The organism is Roseovarius sp. A46 (assembly GCF_004126395.1).
Classification (GTDB): Bacteria; Pseudomonadota; Alphaproteobacteria; order Rhodobacterales; family Rhodobacteraceae; genus Roseovarius; species Roseovarius nitratireducens.
The window spans coordinates 29808-47329 of the sequence record NZ_PVWS01000011.1 but is presented as its reverse complement, the minus strand read 5'-3'; the positions used below and the strand labels follow the sequence as shown (position 1 = coordinate 47329).

Sequence of the window (17522 nt, the reverse complement as noted above, 5' to 3'; positions counted from 1 at the left end):
CTGCCTGTTTTTGAAGCGTGTTCAGGCTATTACACACCACTCTTTGCATGGCGGCCTTGTACTTGCGTCATGGCTTGTGCGGTATTCCGCACTGGGTGCACAGTGATCGTGCGGATTTCCGCACAGTTTACTGGCGGCTTAGCGGCGGTAATCCTCGGGGCGAATCCCGTAGCGCGCCAGCTTATCGTAGAAGGTCTTGCGTGGCAGTTTGAGCGCTTCCGCCGCCTGCGCGGCCCGCCCGTTCTGCCGCCCCAGTGCCGCGATAAGCAGCGAGCGTTCGAGCCGCGCCATCTGTTCGGCGAGACCCAGCTCCGCCGTGTCGGCGCCGCTGTCGGGCATCCCCAGTACGAAACGCATCGCCGCTGACATGAGCGAGCGGGCATTGCCTGGCCAGTCCTGCGCCATCAGCGCGGCGAGGTGATCGGGGTTGATTTCCGGCGCGGCGAGCCCCGCCTGCTCGGCGGCCTGCGCGACGTAGTGACGAAACAGTACCGGAATGTCCTCGGGCCGCTCCGACAGCGCCGGGATGCGGACACGCAGCACCTCCAGCCGGTAATATAGATCGGCGTTGAAGCGTCCGTTGGCGGCGGCCTGCGCCAGGTCGGCGGTGCAGCCAGCGATGAGCCGCGCCTCGCCGCCGGGGTCGAGCCGGTCGAGCAGGGCGTATTGGCTCTCGGTGGGTAGGGCCATCACCTCGTCCAGGAACAGGTTGCCGCCCGTCGCTTGCCCGTAGGCGGCATCGAGCCCGTCCGGGGTGAGTCCGGCCGCTGCGCGCTTGATGAAGGGGCCGTTCGCGCCATTCGACATCAGGTGGATAACCTCGGCCACTTTGGACACGCCCGCACCGGGTGGGCCAGTGACCAAAACCTCGGTGCCCGCGCGCGCCGCCTGCCGCACCGTGTGACGCAGGCTCTCGGCTAGATCCGAGGTGCCGAAAATCATGCGTGCCGCCGGATCGCCGGTTTCCAGCTGTGCCTTGAGGTGGCGGTTTTCCAGCACGAGGCGACGGGTGTTGAGCGCGCGGTCGATCACCGCGACGAGCTGTTCGGGCGCGCAGGGCTTTTCGAGAAAGTCGAAGGCACCCGCGCCCATCGCCTTGACCGCCATAGGGATGTCGCCCTCGCCGGTCAGCAGGATGACCGGCAGTTCGGCGTCGATCCCGTGCGCGTGGTCCAGCAGGTGAAAACCGTCGCGTCCCGGCATGCGGATGTCCGAGAGGATCACGCCGGGAAAATCGGCGGCGATATGGTCCTTTGCCTCGATGAACGATCCGGTGGCGCGCACCTTGCAATCCGCCAGTTCCAGCGTCTGCGCCAGCGCCTCTCGCACCGGGCGGTCGTCGTCCACGACGAGTACCTCGCGGTTCATGCCGCGCTCTCCCGCGCGTCGTTCCACTGGTCGAGTTCGATTGTGAATTCCGCGCCGCTCCCGGTGTTGCTGCCGGTGATGCGACCACCGAAGCTCTGCACCAACCCGTAGGAGATCGACAGCCCCAGCCCCATGCCCTCGCCGCCGACATCCTTGGTGGTGTAGAACGGATCGAATATCTTGTCGGGCTCATCGATTCCGGGGCCTGTGTCCCGCAGGCTCAGACGCACCGGTGCGCCGTCGGCGTGTTCGACCGTGATCGCGATGCGGCGTTCGGGACTCTCGCGCATGGCGTCGGCGGCATTGGTCATCAGGTTGACCAGAACCTGCCCCAGCCGGACTTCGCCGCCTTGGACAAAAACCGGGTGCGGCGGCCGCGTCCAGTCGACCGTGATCTCGTCCTTGCGGAGCCGCTCAGTCATCATGTCGAGCGCGGCATCTACCACGGCGCGGATATCGACGCGGCCCATTGGTTCGTTCTCGTTGCGCACGAAGGCGCGCAGGTTGCGGATGATACGGCTCATGCGGTGTGCCATCTCATCGATGCGCGCGAGGTTCTCGGCGGCGCGGTCGGGGGCGTCGCGGTGGAGGAAGGCGGCGGCGTTGCTCGTGAACTGGCGGATTGCCATGAGTGGCTGGTTAAGCTCGTGGCTGATGCCAGCGCTCATCTTGCCCAGCGCGTTCAGCTTGCCGGCCTGCACCAGTTCGGCTTGCGCGCGGCGCAGGGCGGCCTCGGCCTCCTGCCGCTCGCCGATCTCGCGCTGGAGCGCACGGTTCGTGCGGCTGAGCGTCTCGGTGCGCTCGGCCACACGGCGCTCGAGATCGGCATTGGCTGCGGCCAGCGCGCGGCGGCGTTCCTGTGCCAGCAATAGCAGCATTCCGAAGAACAGGAACAGCGCCGCCACCGCCCCTGCCTGAAGCGCGGCAAGCCGGCGTGCCGGGGCGGTATCGACAAGTGCCGCGCCGGTCATGCCGATGCGCGGCACGTCCTGAGCCACCCGCAGCGCCTGCCGTGGCAGGTAGTTGCCGAGATCGATGTGCCAGATCTCATGTGGTCCACCCTTGCTTTGTTCCAGTGGCACAGGTTTGCCGCCCGGTGGGATCAGTTGCGGCCGGTCCGATGCCTTGCGCCAGCCCAAAAGTTCGGAGCGGTTGGACAGGAACACCGTGCCCGCGCCGTCCACCAGGAACACCGCCGTGCTCATGCCGCGCCAGCCGAACTCCATGTGTTCGGCCGCTGCCACCGAGATCACCGCGCCGGAAACGCGCCCGTCGCTTGCGAAGGTGGGAGCGGCGAATTCGAAGACCCTGCCGCCATGTGCGCGGGCGTCGGCTCGGGCGGTTCCGAGCGCGCCATCCATGGCGCGCTTGAACACCGCGGTGCCGGTAAACGCGCCGCCATGCGCATCGGTTCCTGCGAGGATATTGCCCCCGGTATCGGTGTAATAGAGGGCCGCCGCTCCGGTTCGGTCCGCGGCGGCGGTCAGAAGGCGTTCGGCCCGGTCCCGCGCTCGCGGCCCCGCCGGTCCGGTAAGCGCCACAAGCGTGGGATGATCGGCCAGCGCCACGACCTGATCGCGGTAGCGCTGAAGATCGGCCACCAGCCCGCCCACCACCAGCGACAGGTCGGCCTTACCGCGCTGCGCGAGATCGTCCAGTGCCTGCCGGTATCCATATTGCCAGACCGCGCCGGTGATCATCGCCGATACCAGCAGGAACGGAATAACGAGGAAAAAACGTGGGGTCGCGCGCAGCATGGTGCGCAGATTACCCCGCCTACCGCGCGGTTGGCCAGTGCCAAGCGTCTCAGGCGTGCCCGGCATCTGACGACAGCGTCAGCGACGAGATGCCGAGGCGGGTGAGCGCGGTCTCCCATTTGTCGGTATCAACGCTGTCGAAGACGAGATCGGCATCGGCGTCGCAGGTTAGCCAACCGTTCTCTGCCAACTCCGATTCGAGTTGCTCGGGCCCCCAGCCGGCATATCCCAGCGCCAGAATGGCCCGATCCGGCCCGCGGCCTTGCGCGATATCCTCGAGAATATCGAGCGTTGCCGTCATCCCGAACCCCTCCGCCACATTGAGCGTTGCGATGTCCGAGCGGTAGCCGTCATCGTGCAGCACGAATCCCCGGCCATGCTCTACCGGGCCGCCGAAATGCACCGGCATGTCGCGCATTTCAGGGCCCGGGGTGATCGACAGGTGTTCGAGCAGGTCGCACATCTGGAGATCCTGCGCGGGTTTGTTGACGATCAGCCCCATGGCACCCTCGGCGCTGTGCGCGCAGAGATAGACGACCGAGTAGGCAAACCGCGGATCGCCCATTCCTGGCATCGCGATCAGGATCTTGCCGGTCAGGTCGACTGGCGCGGGGGACGGCATGGGAGCGCTCATACCCCGAGAATGGGGAGGGGAGCGGGACTGTGCAAGCGGTGTGTTGACGCGCGAGCAGGAATTCTCGCCTGTTTGTGAGTTGGCTTTGATCGCAAAATGCCCCATGTCAGGCCCATGTTCGCAAGATATCTCCTGACTTTGGTCCTCTTGGCGGTAACCGTGGTCGCACCGGCGTCGGCGCGCACGCCGCAGGAAATGGTCGCGGTCAGCATCCTTCCGGGCTGGCGCATGGCGGATGGCACGCTAATGGCGGCGTTGCGATTCGAGCTGGCACCGGGATGGAAGACCTACTGGCGCGCGCCGGGCGAGGCGGGCATCCCGCCGCGGTTCGACTGGCGAGGGTCGCGCAATGTCGGCGCGGTCGAGGTCCTGTGGCCCACGCCACAGCAGACCACCACCAACGGGTTGCGTACCATCGGCTATTCGCACGACCTGATCCTGCCGGTTCGCATCACACCGGCGCGGACGGGGGAGCCTGTTTCGCTTGCCGGTGATCTGGAGATTGGCGTGTGCAGCGATATTTGTGTGCCGGTCGAGACGGAGGTGAGCCTTGATCTTCCGCTCGACGGCGACGGCGACGGCGACCGCGATCCGCGGATCGCGGCGGCGCTTGCCGCGCGACCCTACACCGCCACCGAGGCCGGTGTCGGGCAGGTGACCTGCCGGGTCGCGCCGGTGGCGGGTGGCATGGAACTTGCCGTCGAGATCGAGATGGCACAGATGGGCGCGCGCGAGATGGTGGTGGTCGAGAGCGGCGACCCCGAGCTGTGGGTGGCGCAGGCCGAGACCGCACGCGCGGGCAGTCGGATCAGCGCACGCACCGAAATCTACCATGTCGACGGGCGTGGCTTCGTGCTCGACCGCGGTGCGTTGCGCTTTACCGTGCTCACCACCGGCGACGCCGTCGATATCCGGGGTTGCACGGGACGCTGAGGGTGTTCGCGCCCGCGGTGTGACACGTTTTCGCGCTCCCGCGCCCGGACTCATTCGTTGATCTGGCATGTTCGGGTGGCTCGAAACCGGCATGTACGCCCAGGCAGGACGCCGCGGCACGGTTCAGACCCATTCAACCCCTGCGCCGCACCGGTCCGGTATCGGGTAGCGAGATATTGGCGACCTGTTCGGCGATCGGGTCGTTGACCAGCGGATGCGCCTGTGAGCGAAAGGCGTCGGGGTCATGGACGCGTTGCCAGCGCCCGCCCGCATAGACATCCAGCCCCGCAAACGCCGCCTTGTAGCCCATCTTGTCGCTGCCCGGCACCCAGTAACCCAGGTAGACGTAAGGCAGCCCGATCTCGCGTGCGATCTCGACATGGTCGAGGATCAGGTAGGTGCCGAGCGACGCTTTGGGCAAGTCCGGTTCGAAGAAGGAATAGACCATGCTCACCCCGTCATCGAGAATATCGGTGAGGCTGGTGGCCACGAGAGCGCCGGTCTCGGGGTCGAGATATTCCACCACGCGCGTGCGGATCGGTGTCTCCTCGATCATCGCGGCGAATTCGAACGTGTCCATGTCCGCCATGCCGCCGCTGGCGTGGCGGCTCTCGAGATAGCGGCGGAAGAGGGCGTATTGCTCCTCGGTAGCCCAGGGCGAGGCGACCTGCCGTTCGAGACCGGCGTTTCGACGCGCAACGCGCCGCTGCGTGCGCGAAGGGGAGAAATCCGCCACGTCGATCCGCGCCGAGAGGCACGCCGCGCAATCGGCGCAGGACGGGCGGTAGAGCACATTCTGCGACCGGCGGAATCCCTGTTTCGACAGCCCGTCATTGAGCCGCTGTGCCCCCTCACCCTGAAGTGCGGTAAACAGCTTTCGCTCCATCCGGCCCGGCAGGTAGGGGCAGGGCTGCGGCGCCGTCACGTAGAACTGGGGCGCTATGGGAAGCGTGTGTCTCATCAGGGTGTCCAGCGGTATTCAGCCCTGACGTTAACAACGAAACCCCGGCCCGCCAAGGGGAACGTCACCGCGCTGTTACATCGTGGCGCGACGGTTGAGCGCGACCGTGCCCAGCACCAGATCGCTCAATCCTTCGCCGCGCGGACGCGTCAGCATCAGCACAATCGAGATCACCTGCAACAGTGGCAGCGCGAAAGAGATCGCGAGTCCCAGCGTGTGCGCAAAGGCCAATCCGAGGTCGAAGCGGCGGCCATCGGCGGCGCGGAACTCGATCGCGACGAGGCGCATCCCCCAGGTGGCCGAGCCGCGCGCGATGGTCACCACGCGATAGGCAAACCCGATCACAGCCATCAGAACCGGGAAGAAAAAAAGCCCGGTGAAGGCGGTAAAGGGCACCACCAGAAGGCTCAGCACGATGATCACGAGCGTATCGACGACGAAGGCCACCAGCCGCTTGGCCGCGACATCGGCGTAGAATTCAGGTTGCGTGTCGGGGTCGGGCAGGGCCCATGTGTCGTGCATCGCCATGCGCTATAGCTTGGCGAGGGGGCCGCCGATTGCAAGAGGTCAGGCGGTGAAATCCGCGCGTTGAGCCCCGGAAATCTCCATGAGCCGCCCCGGAGCGATCCCGAACAGGTGGCGCGGCGTGCCCGCCGCGGCCCAGACCTCATCGAAGCGCAGCAGGTCCGGATCGAAGAAGGCACGCGGCGGCGTCAGGTGACCCACGGGCGAGACCCCGCCGATGGCAAAGCCTGTCTGCGCGCGGATCAGCGCGGCATCGGCGCGGCCCAGCGGTGTGCCTGCCACAGTGCCTGCCGCCCCCAGATCGACCTGATTGGCACCAGAGGTGACGAACAGGATCGCGTCGCCGCTGCTTTCGTCGCGGAACATGATCGACTTGGCGATCTGCGCCACGTCGCAGCCCACGAGGTCCGCGGCCATCTGCGCGGTGGTGGCGTTGCCGATCTCGATCGGCTCTATATCCAGACCGGCGCCGGCGAGGGCGCGGCGCACTCGGGCGACACTTTTGCTCATCTGTATCCTGTCGGTATTCCGTCGGTATTGCATCAGTGTTTCACGACGCCGGGCCATTGACCAGACCCGCCGCGCCTGTATCACTCGCGCGCATGACCTTGGCAGATCGCCTCACCCGCAGCCCGCGCGCCTATTCCCCCGAAGAGGGGGCCGAGGCGCTGCGCCACGCGCCCGGCATGAGCGGCCCGGTGGCCGACCTCGTCACCGGGGCGGCGGGGAGCAGCCCGTTCTTGAAGTCGCTCGTGGAGAGCGAGGGCGATTGGCTGGCCGGCGCGGCGCAGGCCCCCGAGGCGGCGCTGGAGGCCATCCATCACGATCTGCGCGAGACCGGGGCCGACCGGCTCGGCCCCGAGATGCGCCGCGCCAAGCGGCGGGTGGCGCTCATCACCGGGCTCGCGGACCTGGGCGGCGTGTGGTCGCTGGAGGAGATCACCGGGCACCTGACCGACTTTGCCGATCTCGCCTGTGATCTCGCACTGCGGGCCGCTCTCTCGGCAGAGGTTCGGCGCGGCAAGCTGCCGGGCATGGGCGAGGATGACATCGCCACCGGAGCGGGTATGGTCGTTTTCGCGATGGGAAAGATGGGGGCGCGCGAGCTCAACTACAGCTCGGATATCGACCTCATCTGCCTGTTCGACGAGACCCGGTTCGAGCGCGACGATTTCCACGAGGCGCGTTCCTCGCTCGTGCGGGCCACGCGCAGGATGTCGGCCATGCTCAACGATCGCACCGCCGACGGCTACGTGTTTCGCACTGACCTGCGGCTGCGCCCCGATCCGTCGGTCACGCCCGTGTGCATGGCGATGGCGGCGGCGGAGACCTATTACGAGAGCCTCGGGCGCACATGGGAGCGCGCGGCCTGGATCAAGGCGCGGCCCTGCGCGGGCGATCTCGCCGCCGGAGAGCGGTTCCTCGCCACGCTACGGCCCTTCGTCTGGCGCAAGCACCTGGATTTCGCGGCGATCGAGGACGCGCACAACATGCGGCTGGCCATTCGCGCGCACAAGGGGCTGGGCGGCGCGTTCTGCCTTGAGGGGCACAATGTCAAGCTGGGACGCGGCGGTATCCGCGAGATCGAGTTCTTCACCCAGACACGGCAGTTGATCGCGGGCGGGCGCGACCCGGACCTGCGGGTGCGCGGCACGGTAGAGGGGCTGGCACGGCTGGCGGAGAAGGGCTGGGTGCCGCAAGAGGCGGCGGATACGCTGACGGAGAATTACCGGTTTCATCGCGAACTCGAGCACCGCGTGCAGATGCTGCGCGACGCGCAGACCCACCTCCTGCCGAATTCCGCCGCGGAGTTCGACCGGCTCGCTGCCTTCATGGGGCGCGAGACCGACGAGCTGCGTGACGAAATCGCCGATCGTGTGGCGACGGTGGATGACCTGATCGAGGGGTTCTTTCGACAGGAGGCGCCGGGTGGGGACGCGGTGGAAGAGGTGCCGGAGGCCGCGTTCGACGAGGAGGTGATTGCGCGCTGGCACGGCTACCCGGCGCTGCGCTCGGAACGCGCGCAGCAGATATTCGAGCGGCTGCGCCCGGAGATCCTCGCGCGCCTCGCCCGTGCGGCCAATCCTGACGAGGCGCTTCTCGCCTTTGACGGGTTCCTGCGTGGGCTGCCCGCTGGAGTGCAGGTCTTTGCGCTGTTCGAGGCAAACCCGCAGCTTATCGACCTGCTGGTTGATATCGTCGGCACCGCGCCGTCGCTGGCTCAATACCTGTCGCGCAACGCGGGCGTGTTCGACGCGGTGATCGCAGGTGATTTCTTTGCGCCCTGGCCCGGGCGCGCGGCGCTCGAGACGGCCCTGGTCGAGCGGCTGGAGGCCGAGCCTGATTACGAGCGTGCCCTCGATCTCGCACGCCGCTGGCACAAGGAATGGCATTTCCGCGTCGGCGTGCACCACCTGCGCGGGCTGGTCGATGCGGCGTGCGCGGGCACGCAATACGCCGATCTCGCCGGGGCGGTGATCGGTGCGCTCTGGCCGCGGGTGATGGCGCAGTTCGCCACAAGGCACGGGGTGCCACCGGGGCGTGGCGCGGCGGTGATCGGGATGGGCTCGCTGGGGGCGGGGCGGCTGCACGCGCGCTCGGACCTCGACCTTATCGTGATCTATGACGCGGGCGATGCCGAGGGCTCGGACGGGGCGCGCCCGCTGTCGGTCCGGCCCTATTACGCGCGGCTCACGCAGGCGCTGATCACCGCGCTGACCGCGCCGATGGCGGAGGGGCGGCTTTACGAGGTGGACATGCGATTACGCCCCTCGGGCAACCAGGGGCCGGTGGCGACAAGCTGGCCGAGTTTCCGGAGCTATCAGGCGGACGAGGCCTGGACGTGGGAACACCTGGCGCTGACGCGGGCACGGGTGATCGCCGGGGATGCCGGGCTGGCCGACGATTTCGAGGCGTTCCGAACCGCGCTCATCGCCGACAAGGCCGCGCGGGAGCCGGTGCTGCGGGCCGTGGCCGACATGCGCGCGCGCGTGGCCGGCGCCAAGCCGCCCGAGGGGGCTTGGGACGTCAAGCTGGGGCGCGGACGGCTGTTGGAGCTGGAGCTGGTCGCGCAGGCTGGCAACCTTCTGGTCGGGCATGGCGCGCGTGATCCGGTCTCGGGGTTGCGCGGGGCTGTCGCATCCGGGTGGTTGGATGCCGCGGGCGGTGCAGCGCTCGAGGCCGCGTTCGGGCTTTGCTCGACCTTGCAGATGGTGGCGCGCCTCTTTGGGGCCGGCCCGCTCGATCCCGACCGGATCGGCAAGGCGGGGGCGGCCTTTGTGCTGCGTGAAACCGGTGAGGAGAGCCTGGAGATGCTCGCGCATCGGCTTGACAGAACATGCGACGAGGCCGCCTGCGTGATCGACGCGGCGCTTGGCGCGGGCGAGGGAGGCTAGGCGATGGCGCGTGGCGACGCACTCGATCCCAAGGGGCTCATTCGCGAGGCCTATCGCATCGACGGCATCGACGAGGGCGAATGCCGGTCGATATTTCTCGACTGGGCGCTATCGCTGCCGCAGGGGCAGGAGGTCCCCGCCGCGCTCGAGGCGCTGCTGGTGCGCCATGCAACTGACGCCCCCGACCACCCGATGACGGCGGTGCTGCGCGCAGGGCTTGCGCAGGCGGAAAGTCCGCGCCGTCGAGGCGGCTGGCGCGGGCGCAAGCGGGACTGAACACCCGCGCGGTGCCTGCCCGCGAAATGAACAGGGTTTGTCTAAAACGAGCCGTATTCTGCGTGCACAAAGAGCCTCGTTAATGAGGCTTTGTCCACGGAGACGACCATGTACCTTGTTAGATTGATTGCCGCACTCATGCTCGGTCTGGGCGTTTCGGCCTGCGCCAGCGTCGAGACCGCCACGAGAAATGCCCCGCATGATGCGCCCGCGTTGCGGCCCGCCGCGGTGCCGCTCGACGTGCAGGAGGTGCGCGTGCGCGTGCCCCGCAGTCTCAGGGTGTCGGAGGCCAACCGCTACCTTCCCGGCGGTGATATCGTCTGGCGCGAGGACCCGCCCGGAGATCGGCACGCGCAGGTGGCGGCGATCCTCGAGCAGGGGCTCGAGCGCGGCGTCGCGGCGTTGCCCGTGGGCGCGGTGCCGGTGGTACTCGATGTCGAGCTGACGAAATTTCACGCGCTGAGCGAGAAGGCACGCTATACCTTCGGCGGGGTGCACGCGATCCAGTTTACCTACACGTTGCGCGATCCCGAGACCGGTGTCGCGCTTACCGAGCCGAAATTCGTCAAGGCCGATTTCAAGGCGCTTGGCGGGCAAAAGGCGATCGCGGCCGAACGGCGCGGCATCACGCAGAAGGTGCGCATCACCGGGCAGTTGGCGAAGGTGATCCGCGCCGAGCTTGGCGCCGGGGATGGGTATCAGGCGCAGGCGCTCGGCCTCATCGGCGCGCTCAACCAACTCTGAGCTTTCAGGAACAATCGAAACGGCGTAAGGGGGCGGCATGACACCGTCCCCTTATCCCGTGGTCCGCCTGCGGCCCAAGGCCGAAGCCCGCGCCATCCGCCACGGCGCGCCGTGGGTGTTCGACAATGAAATCGTGACCGACCGGCGTACCCGCGCTCTGACCGCCGGCACCATCGCGGTGCTGGAGGATGCCGAGCGTACGCCGCTTGGTCTGGTCGCCGTCAATCCGGCCTCGCGCATCATGGGGCGGATGCTGGATCGTGACGCGGCCGCGCGGATCGACGGCGCGTGGCTGACGCGGCGATTGGAGCGTGCGGCCGGGATGCGGGAGCGGCTCTACGATGCGCCCTTCTACCGGCTGGTTCATGCCGAGGCCGATGGCCTGCCTGGCGTGGTGATCGACCGGTTCGACGATATTGCCGTGATCCAGCCGAATGCCGCCTGGGCCGAGGTTCTGCTGCCGCAGATCGCGGAGGCGGTGCAGGCGGTCACCGGCGTCAAGGCCGTGCTCAAGAACGCCGCCGGGCGCGCGCGGACACTGGAGGGGCTGGACGAGGAGAGCGCTGTTCTCGCCGGTCGCGCGCCGGAGGGGCCGGTGCCGGTGCCGATGAACGCGGCCACCTATATGGCCGATCTCGTGGGCGGGCAGAAAACCGGGATATTCTACGACCAGCGGCCCAACCATGCCTTTGCCGCGCGGCTGGCGGGGGGCGCGCGGGTGCTCGACGTGTTTTCCCATGTCGGCGGTTTTGCCCTCGCGGCGCTTGCGGGCGGGGCGACGCATGCGCTGGCGGTGGATGGCTCTGCCCCGGCGCTCGATCTGGCGCGGGCGGGCGCGGAGCGGACGGGGGTGGCTGACCGGCTGGAAATCCGCCGCGGCGATGCGTTCGAGGTGATGGAGGCGCTGACCGGGGAGCGTGCGCAATTCGATGTTGTGATCTGCGATCCACCGGCGTTCGCGCCGTCGAAAAAGGCCCTCGAAAAGGGGCTGCGCGCCTACGAGCGGGTGGCCCGGCTGGCCGCCGGGCTGGTGGCACCGGGTGGCTACCTTGGCTTGTGCTCATGCTCGCACGCCGCCGACCTGGCCCGGTTCCGAACCGCCTGTACGCGCGGTATCGGACGGGCGGGGCGCGACGCTGCGCTCATACACACCGGCTTTGCCGGACCCGACCATCCGCAGCACCCCCACCTTGCCGAGAGCGGATACCTCAAGGCGTTGTTCTATCGGCTATGAAGGTGTTGCTCGACGCCTGCGTGATCTATCCCACGGTGATGCGCGAAATGATCCTCGGCGTGGCCGGAACGGGGGCGTTTATCCCGCTCTGGTCCGAGCGGATCATCGGTGAATGGCTGCACGCGGCGGCGAAACTGGGCCCCGATGCGCAGGCGCAGGCGGCGGGAGAGGCGGCGCTGATGGCGGCGCACTGGCCTGAGGCAAGTGTCGCCTGGAAGCCGTCGCTGGAGGCGCGGTTGTGGCTGCCCGATCCTGCCGACACCCACGTTCTGGCCGCCGCCATTGCAGGGTCGGCGGACGGTATCCTGACGCTCAACGCCCGCGATTTCCCGCGCAATGTGCTGGCCGAGGACGGGCTGTGGCGGGCCGAACCGGACGGGTTCCTGCACGGCATTTGGCAGGCGCAGCCGGGGATGGTGGCGAAGGTGGCCGAAGGTGTTCTGGCCAAGGCGCGGCACCTGTCGAAGGGAGATTGGGAGATGCGCCCGCTGTTGAAGAAGGCGCGGCTGCCGCGATTGGCCAAGGCGTTGTCGGGCGGGTGAGAATGGCCTGAAGCTGCCGTTGACGAGCGGAATCTTTAAAAGATTCCGTACAAGGAAGTTTTAAACTTTCTTGATCTTACCTTGCCGTGACGGTTCAGCCCGACACGGACGTCCAACGACCGCTCATTGGCCAGAACCAACCCCAACCCCGGAACCTGCCCGACCCTCACCGCACCAGTGCCTTCATCCCCTGGTCCAGCCCTTCGAGCGTCATCGGCACCATGCGGTCGTCGAAAATCTCGCGGATCATGCCGATGGAGTGGGTGTAATTCCATTCGCGCCGGGGCACCGGGTTGATCCAGAGGTGATCGGGCCATTGCGCGCGGGCGCGGTCCAGCCAGACCTGCCCGGCTTCGGCGTTCCAGTGTTCGTTGGCACCGCCGGGATAGGCAATCTCGTAAGGTGACATGCTGGCATCGCCGACGAAGATGCATTTGTAATCCGGCCCGTAGGTGTTGAGCACCTCCCACGTGGGGGTCTGTGCGTTCCAGCGGCGGGCGTTGTCGCGCCAGACGCCCTCGTAGAGGCAGTTGTGGAAATAGTAGTATTCGAGATGCTTGAATTCGGCGCGCGCGGCCGAAAACAGCTCTTCCACCACCTTGATATGCGGGTCCATCGAGCCGCCCACATCGAGAAACAGCAGTACCTTGACCGCGTTCCGCCGTTCGGGTCGGGTTTTCACGTCGAGATAGCCATGCTCGGCAGTGGCGCGGATTGTGCCGTCGAGGTCCAGCTCCTCGTTCGCGCCGTCGCGCGCCCATTGGCGCAGCCGCTTGAGCGCCACCTTGATGTTGCGGGTGCCCAATTCGACGCTGTCGTCGAGATTGCGGAATTCGCGCTTGTCCCAGACCTTGACGGCGCGGCGGTGGCGGCTCTCGTCCTGGCCGATGCGCACGCCCTCGGGGTTGTAGCCATAGGCGCCGAAGGGCGAGGTGCCAGCCGTGCCGATCCATTTCGACCCGCCCTGGTGGCGGCCCTCCTGTTCGCGGAGACGCTCCTTGAGCGTCTCCATCAGCTTGTCAAACCCGCCAAGCGCCTCGATCTCGGCCTTTTCCTCTGCACTGAGGTGCTTTTCGGCCATCTTCTCCAGCCAGTCGGCGGGCAGGTCCACGGCCTCTAGCACGTCATCGGTGCTGATGCTTTCCAGCCCCTTGAAGCTGGTGGCGAAGGCGCGGTCAAAGCGGTCTATGTGGCGCTCGTCCTTTACCATCGCGCTGCGCGCGAGGTAGTAGAACGCGTCGATATCGTAGGTGACGAGCCCTGCGCGCACCGCCTCCAGAAAGGTCAGGTACTCGCGCAGAGAGACCGGAACGCCGCCCTGTCGGAGGGTCTCGAAGAAGGGCAGGAACATCGTCGCCTCACACGGAGGCGCGGTGCAGGATCAGTGTGAGAAACAGACCCGCAAGCGCGAAGATCAGGCCGTAGACGAAGGCATAGAGCAGGATGTCGGCCAGCTTGCCCTTGCGCCGCCACGCGATCAGGCCGCCCCCCGCGGCCCCGAGTATTGCGCCGATAATGACGATCATCGCCTATCCGTTCGGTCCCCTGAGAGGACTGAGCGCCCCCACCTCGCGGAGCTTGGCCTGCACGGCCCAATCCGCCCCATAGCCGTACCGTGCCCAGCCGAGACTGTCCAGCCTAACCGACTGTGCCTCGGCGACGCGGTTCTCGATTTCAAGCGCCTCGGCCTGGAGCATCTTGAGCGTGGCAACGAGCGCGGCATTCTCGAACCGTTCGGCCACGGCCACATGCGGGGTCAGCACTTCGAGTGCCGCGGCGCCGTCGCCCCGGGCAATGGCATGGCTGGCGAGCTGTGCTGCCACGTAGGCGCGGTGTAGCCCGGTGCCGGGCACCGTGGCGTAGAACTTGTCGGCGATCACGAATTGCTCGCGGGCGAAGTCGGGGTCGCTGGATTGCGCGAGACGCCCCAGCGCGAAATGGCTGAAGGCGCGGCGGTGGTCGGTCCAGCCGACGGTCTGCGCGATGCGCACGGCGTCGATCGCGGCGGCGCGGCGCGCGGATGCGTGCGCGCCGGGGCCGAGTGCGGTCTGGATCGCGTCGATCCAGGCGCGTGGCGTCGGACCGGAGAAGCGCGGCGCGATCCGGTCGCCCGCGGGGTTGAGCCGGCTGAGGATCGCGGGCAGGCGCTGCGCCACCTCTTGGCGGGACATGCCCGCGCGCAATTCGGGCACGTAGTAGGCGCGCAGGATCAGCATGTCGAAGCCCGTCAGAACGGCGTGCACGTTGTCGTCGTTGAATACGCTGTCGGAAAGCCGGTAGAGATCGTTGAGGGGCCCGAGCGCCTGCGCCAGCTCCTCGTGGAGGCAATCGCGGGTTTCCTGCGGGCTGGCATCGTTGGGCACGAAGATCGCGATCTTCTCGCGCCGGGTGATGCGGGTCCAGTCGGTGGCTTGTGTACCGCGTGCACGCCGGTATTCCGCGAGGCTGTCAACATTGGGCACCACGAAACAGGCCGCGCTTGGAAGGTTGCGGCGGATGTCGCCGCGGCTCACCGCCTCGATGGTGATGTTGGCCGCACCACCCGAGACGCGGCGGATGTCGATCCGTGCCTCGTCGCGCAGCCGGTGTATCACCCGGTTGAGATCGGCCATCAGCGTGATCGGCACATCACCGGTCACGCGCACGGTGATGGGGCCCTCGAATCGCGAGAACCGCTCTAGAACCCGCCCGGACTCCATCTGGAATGCGAGATCGAGAAAGTCGCGCAGGATGTCGCGGTTCGCGCGTTGTGGCGGCACCGGGCTCGGGGCCGAGAAGCTCTTCATCGGGGGCAGCGCGCTCTCGTGTGACGGCGCTGCGCGCGACGCGGTATCCGACTGATACGAGGCAGGAACACAGGCGCCGAGGACCAGGCAGATGGGCAGGAAGACGTGGCGCATGGTTCCCTCGACTTGCAAATTCCCTGTGAACGCGCGCAAACGCGACGGGAACCAGCACTGGCCGCGGTTCCTGTTCTGGTTAAGGAGCGGCCAAGGCGAAACTGTGACACAGCCCCCGGTGTGGATCAAGCACGCGCCCGGGGGGCGTCCGATGGCTGCAATTCCAGCGCGTGGGCTTCCAAAATAGAGACAATCCCGGCGCATTGGCCGGGATTGTTTTTGTTTTCCATAAGGTGGCTTCGCGTTTGCAGCGCGCGATCACTCCACCAACAGCCGGGCCTCGTGGTGCTTGAGAGAGCGGCGCGCGGCCTGGTAGGCCTCGACGCCCGTGCTTTCCCGTAATTCGGGGAACAGGGTGAAGATTTCCTCGCGCGAGGCGTCGCCCATGCCGTCGAGCACCTGCTCGCCGGGCTGGAAGCTCTCGGTCCAGGCCCCGTCGGACAGCACCACCTCGTGCCGGTCGCACATGAAGTGGATGTAGGTCGTGCCGTTGGCACGGACCTCGTCAATCCCCTCCATCCCGGTGAGGTGCTTGGCCGCTGCCAGGACCTCGCGTTCGCCGAAATAAAGCGCGGCACGCTCGGAGGTGAGCAGCAAGCGGTGCTGCGGACTCACCAGCATGTCGCGCTCGGGCAGGCCGTGGCCGAGAGCACCGGCGCGGATCAGCACGGGCCGAAGATGCGGCGCGGTCTCCATGTCTGCGGCCCCGAGCGCACGCGCACCCACCCAGCGGATTTCCTGCAAGCCGTTGTCGCGGGTGATGACCCGGTCGCCTTCGCGCAGATCCTCGACCGCCACCTCTCCGCGCGGCGTCGCGATCCGCGTGCCGGGGGTGAAGCAGGGGACGATGTCCTCGATTTCCTTGTAGGTGAGCGTGCCGGTGACGCTCCCGCCCGGGCTGTCGAGAAAATTGATCGTGCCGCTGGTGGAGTCGCCGTCGGGATCTGTGGTTTCCCCCACCTTCACGAACGGTCCCAGCCCGGTCAGGTCCAGGGTATCGACATCGTCGCCGCCGGTGCCGCCATCAACGATGTCGCCATTCGCATCGGAAACCGAGGTGATGATGAACGTGTCGCGATCGGCGCCACCGGTCATGCTGTCGGCACCGGCGCCCCCGATCAGCGTGTCGTCATCGACACCCCCGTGGAGCGTATCGTTGCCGTCGCCACCCTCGAGGGTGTCGTTGTCGTCCTCGCCGAAGATGAGGTCATCGCCCTTGCCGCCGACGAGCGAGTCGTCGCCATTGTCCAGTTCGGGATCAATGGGATCGGGGATGTTGGCCAACGGATCGTTGATGCCGCCATAGATCGTGTCATCGCCGTCGCCGCCGAAGACGGTATCGCTGCCCTCGCCGGCGGTAATCTCGTCGTGGCCGTCGTTGCCCTCGATGTAGTCGTCATCAAGCCCGCCATCGATGGTATCGTCGCCGGTGCCGCCGAGGACCGTGTCCGCGTCATCGCCGGTGGTGATCGAATCGTCGCCGCTGCCGCCATCGACAAAGTCGAGGTCATTGTTCGGGTCGGGATCCGGGGGCACGGCGATGCCGAAGCCGTCATCGGGAAGCGGGGTGTTGCCCGAGGAGTCGATCGTGTCGTTGCCGTCCCCGCCGAGGATCGAATCGCTGCCGTCCCCGCCGATCAACTCGTCATCACCGCCGCGCCCGTCGATCGTGTCGTCGCCGGCGCCGCCATCGAAGAAGTTGCTGTACACGTCCGGGTCCGAGGTTCCCTGATGGTCGAACCCGGTGAGCACGTCGTCAAAGTCCGAGCCGATCACGCCGTCAATGCCGCCGATGATCGTGTCGTTGTCGGCATCTCCGCCCGACAGGCTGGAGGTGGAGAGGTCCACGTTCACGGCCGCGCCGGAGCCGGAGTAGTCGATCACGTCCTCGTCGCGGCCGCCGTCGAACTTGTCGGCACCGGCGCCGCCTATGAAGACGTCGTCCTCGTCGCCGCCGCGCAGGATATTGGTCCCCTCGCCGCCGGACAGCGTGTCGGCGCCTTGTCCACCTTCGACCGTATCGTTGCCAGCACCGGCATCGACGTAATCGTCGCCCTCATAGGCGAAAATGACATCGTCGTCGCCGTCAGCGCCGTCGACCTGGTCGCCATCGACATCGATGAAGAGCGGCAGGATCACATCATCGTTTGTTGTTCCGTCGACAATCCCGTTCGGGCCTATCCCCGATCCCGATCCCGAGCTTGAGCCCGATCCATATCCAAAACCACTCATTTGCGAAATCCTTCTGTTTCC

16 protein-coding genes are annotated in these 17522 nt (G+C 67.1%); 6 read left to right on the top strand and 10 right to left on the bottom strand.

What is annotated here, in order from left to right:
* Positions 1 to 138 precede the first annotated feature (138 nt).
* Genes C6W92_RS07785 through C6W92_RS07775 form a run of 3 tightly spaced genes read right to left on the bottom strand, consistent with a single transcriptional unit; the run spans position 139 to position 3759 of the window.
* A complete protein-coding gene (locus C6W92_RS07785; protein WP_129432439.1) occupies positions 139 to 1368 on the bottom strand; it encodes a sigma-54 dependent transcriptional regulator in 1230 nt (409 codons plus the stop codon).
* Positions 1365 to 3125, bottom strand: a complete 1761-nt coding sequence (locus C6W92_RS07780; RefSeq protein WP_129432438.1) for an ATP-binding protein — start codon at positions 3123 to 3125, stop codon at positions 1365 to 1367. Before C6W92_RS07780 ends, C6W92_RS07785 begins: the two co-directional genes overlap by 4 nt.
* Positions 3126 to 3174: 49 nt before the next feature.
* Entirely contained in the window at positions 3175 to 3759 is a 585-nt protein-coding gene (locus tag C6W92_RS07775) for a YqgE/AlgH family protein (protein WP_241691101.1), read from the bottom strand.
* Between the two features lie 114 nt (positions 3760 to 3873).
* On the opposite strand from C6W92_RS07775, the gene C6W92_RS07770 reads away from it, so the two are divergent.
* On the top strand, positions 3874 to 4692 hold the full coding sequence (locus tag C6W92_RS07770) for a protein-disulfide reductase DsbD domain-containing protein (RefSeq protein ID WP_129432437.1): 819 nt from the start codon (positions 3874 to 3876) through the stop codon (positions 4690 to 4692).
* A 133-nt stretch (positions 4693 to 4825) separates the two neighbouring features.
* Here the strand turns inward: C6W92_RS07770 and C6W92_RS07765 are convergent, their stop codons facing one another.
* The 3 genes from C6W92_RS07765 to C6W92_RS07755 form a co-directional block, all read right to left on the bottom strand.
* Entirely contained in the window at positions 4826 to 5653 is an 828-nt protein-coding gene (locus C6W92_RS07765; protein WP_129432436.1) for an arginyltransferase, read from the bottom strand.
* A 75-nt stretch (positions 5654 to 5728) separates the two neighbouring features.
* Positions 5729 to 6175 (bottom strand): RDD family protein, encoded by a 447-nt coding sequence (locus C6W92_RS07760; protein WP_104019624.1) that lies wholly within the window; start codon positions 6173 to 6175, stop codon positions 5729 to 5731.
* 45 nt (positions 6176 to 6220) lie between these two features.
* Complete coding sequence (locus C6W92_RS07755) at positions 6221 to 6688, bottom strand: YbaK/EbsC family protein (RefSeq protein ID WP_129432435.1); 468 nt, start codon at positions 6686 to 6688, stop codon at positions 6221 to 6223.
* Between the two features lie 92 nt (positions 6689 to 6780).
* On the opposite strand from C6W92_RS07755, the gene C6W92_RS07750 reads away from it, so the two are divergent.
* The 5 genes from C6W92_RS07750 to C6W92_RS07730 all read left to right on the top strand — a co-directional run bounded on the left by C6W92_RS07750 (position 6781) and on the right by C6W92_RS07730 (position 12369).
* Positions 6781 to 9573, top strand: coding sequence for a bifunctional [glutamine synthetase] adenylyltransferase/[glutamine synthetase]-adenylyl-L-tyrosine phosphorylase (locus C6W92_RS07750; protein WP_129432434.1), 2793 nt, complete (start codon positions 6781 to 6783; stop codon positions 9571 to 9573).
* A 3-nt stretch (positions 9574 to 9576) separates the two neighbouring features.
* Positions 9577 to 9849 carry a hypothetical protein gene (locus C6W92_RS07745; protein WP_104019320.1) on the top strand — a complete coding sequence of 91 codons (273 nt, stop codon included), beginning with the start codon at positions 9577 to 9579 and terminating at the stop codon, positions 9847 to 9849.
* A gap of 108 nt (positions 9850 to 9957) precedes the next feature.
* Positions 9958 to 10593 (top strand): DUF6778 family protein, encoded by a 636-nt coding sequence (locus tag C6W92_RS07740; protein WP_129432433.1) that lies wholly within the window; start codon positions 9958 to 9960, stop codon positions 10591 to 10593.
* A gap of 37 nt (positions 10594 to 10630) precedes the next feature.
* Entirely contained in the window at positions 10631 to 11827 is a 1197-nt protein-coding gene (locus C6W92_RS07735; RefSeq protein ID WP_129432432.1) for a class I SAM-dependent rRNA methyltransferase, read from the top strand.
* Positions 11824 to 12369, top strand: coding sequence for a PIN domain-containing protein (locus C6W92_RS07730; protein ID WP_129432431.1), 546 nt, complete (start codon positions 11824 to 11826; stop codon positions 12367 to 12369). Before C6W92_RS07735 ends, C6W92_RS07730 begins: the two co-directional genes overlap by 4 nt.
* Before the next feature lie 166 nt (positions 12370 to 12535).
* On the opposite strand, the gene C6W92_RS07725 is transcribed toward C6W92_RS07730, so the two are convergent.
* The 4 genes from C6W92_RS07725 to C6W92_RS07715 all read right to left on the bottom strand — a co-directional run bounded on the left by C6W92_RS07725 (position 12536) and on the right by C6W92_RS07715 (position 17501).
* Entirely contained in the window at positions 12536 to 13720 is a 1185-nt protein-coding gene (locus C6W92_RS07725; protein ID WP_129432430.1) for a VWA domain-containing protein, read from the bottom strand.
* A gap of 7 nt (positions 13721 to 13727) precedes the next feature.
* Complete coding sequence (locus tag C6W92_RS17635) at positions 13728 to 13895, bottom strand: hypothetical protein (RefSeq protein WP_164989190.1); 168 nt, start codon at positions 13893 to 13895, stop codon at positions 13728 to 13730.
* Positions 13896 to 13898: 3 nt separating this feature from the next.
* Entirely contained in the window at positions 13899 to 15269 is a 1371-nt protein-coding gene (locus C6W92_RS07720) for a DUF2927 domain-containing protein (protein ID WP_129432429.1), read from the bottom strand.
* 258 nt (positions 15270 to 15527) lie between these two features.
* Positions 15528 to 17501, bottom strand: a complete 1974-nt coding sequence (locus C6W92_RS07715) for a Hint domain-containing protein (RefSeq protein WP_129432428.1) — start codon at positions 17499 to 17501, stop codon at positions 15528 to 15530.
* Positions 17502 to 17522 lie beyond the last annotated feature (21 nt).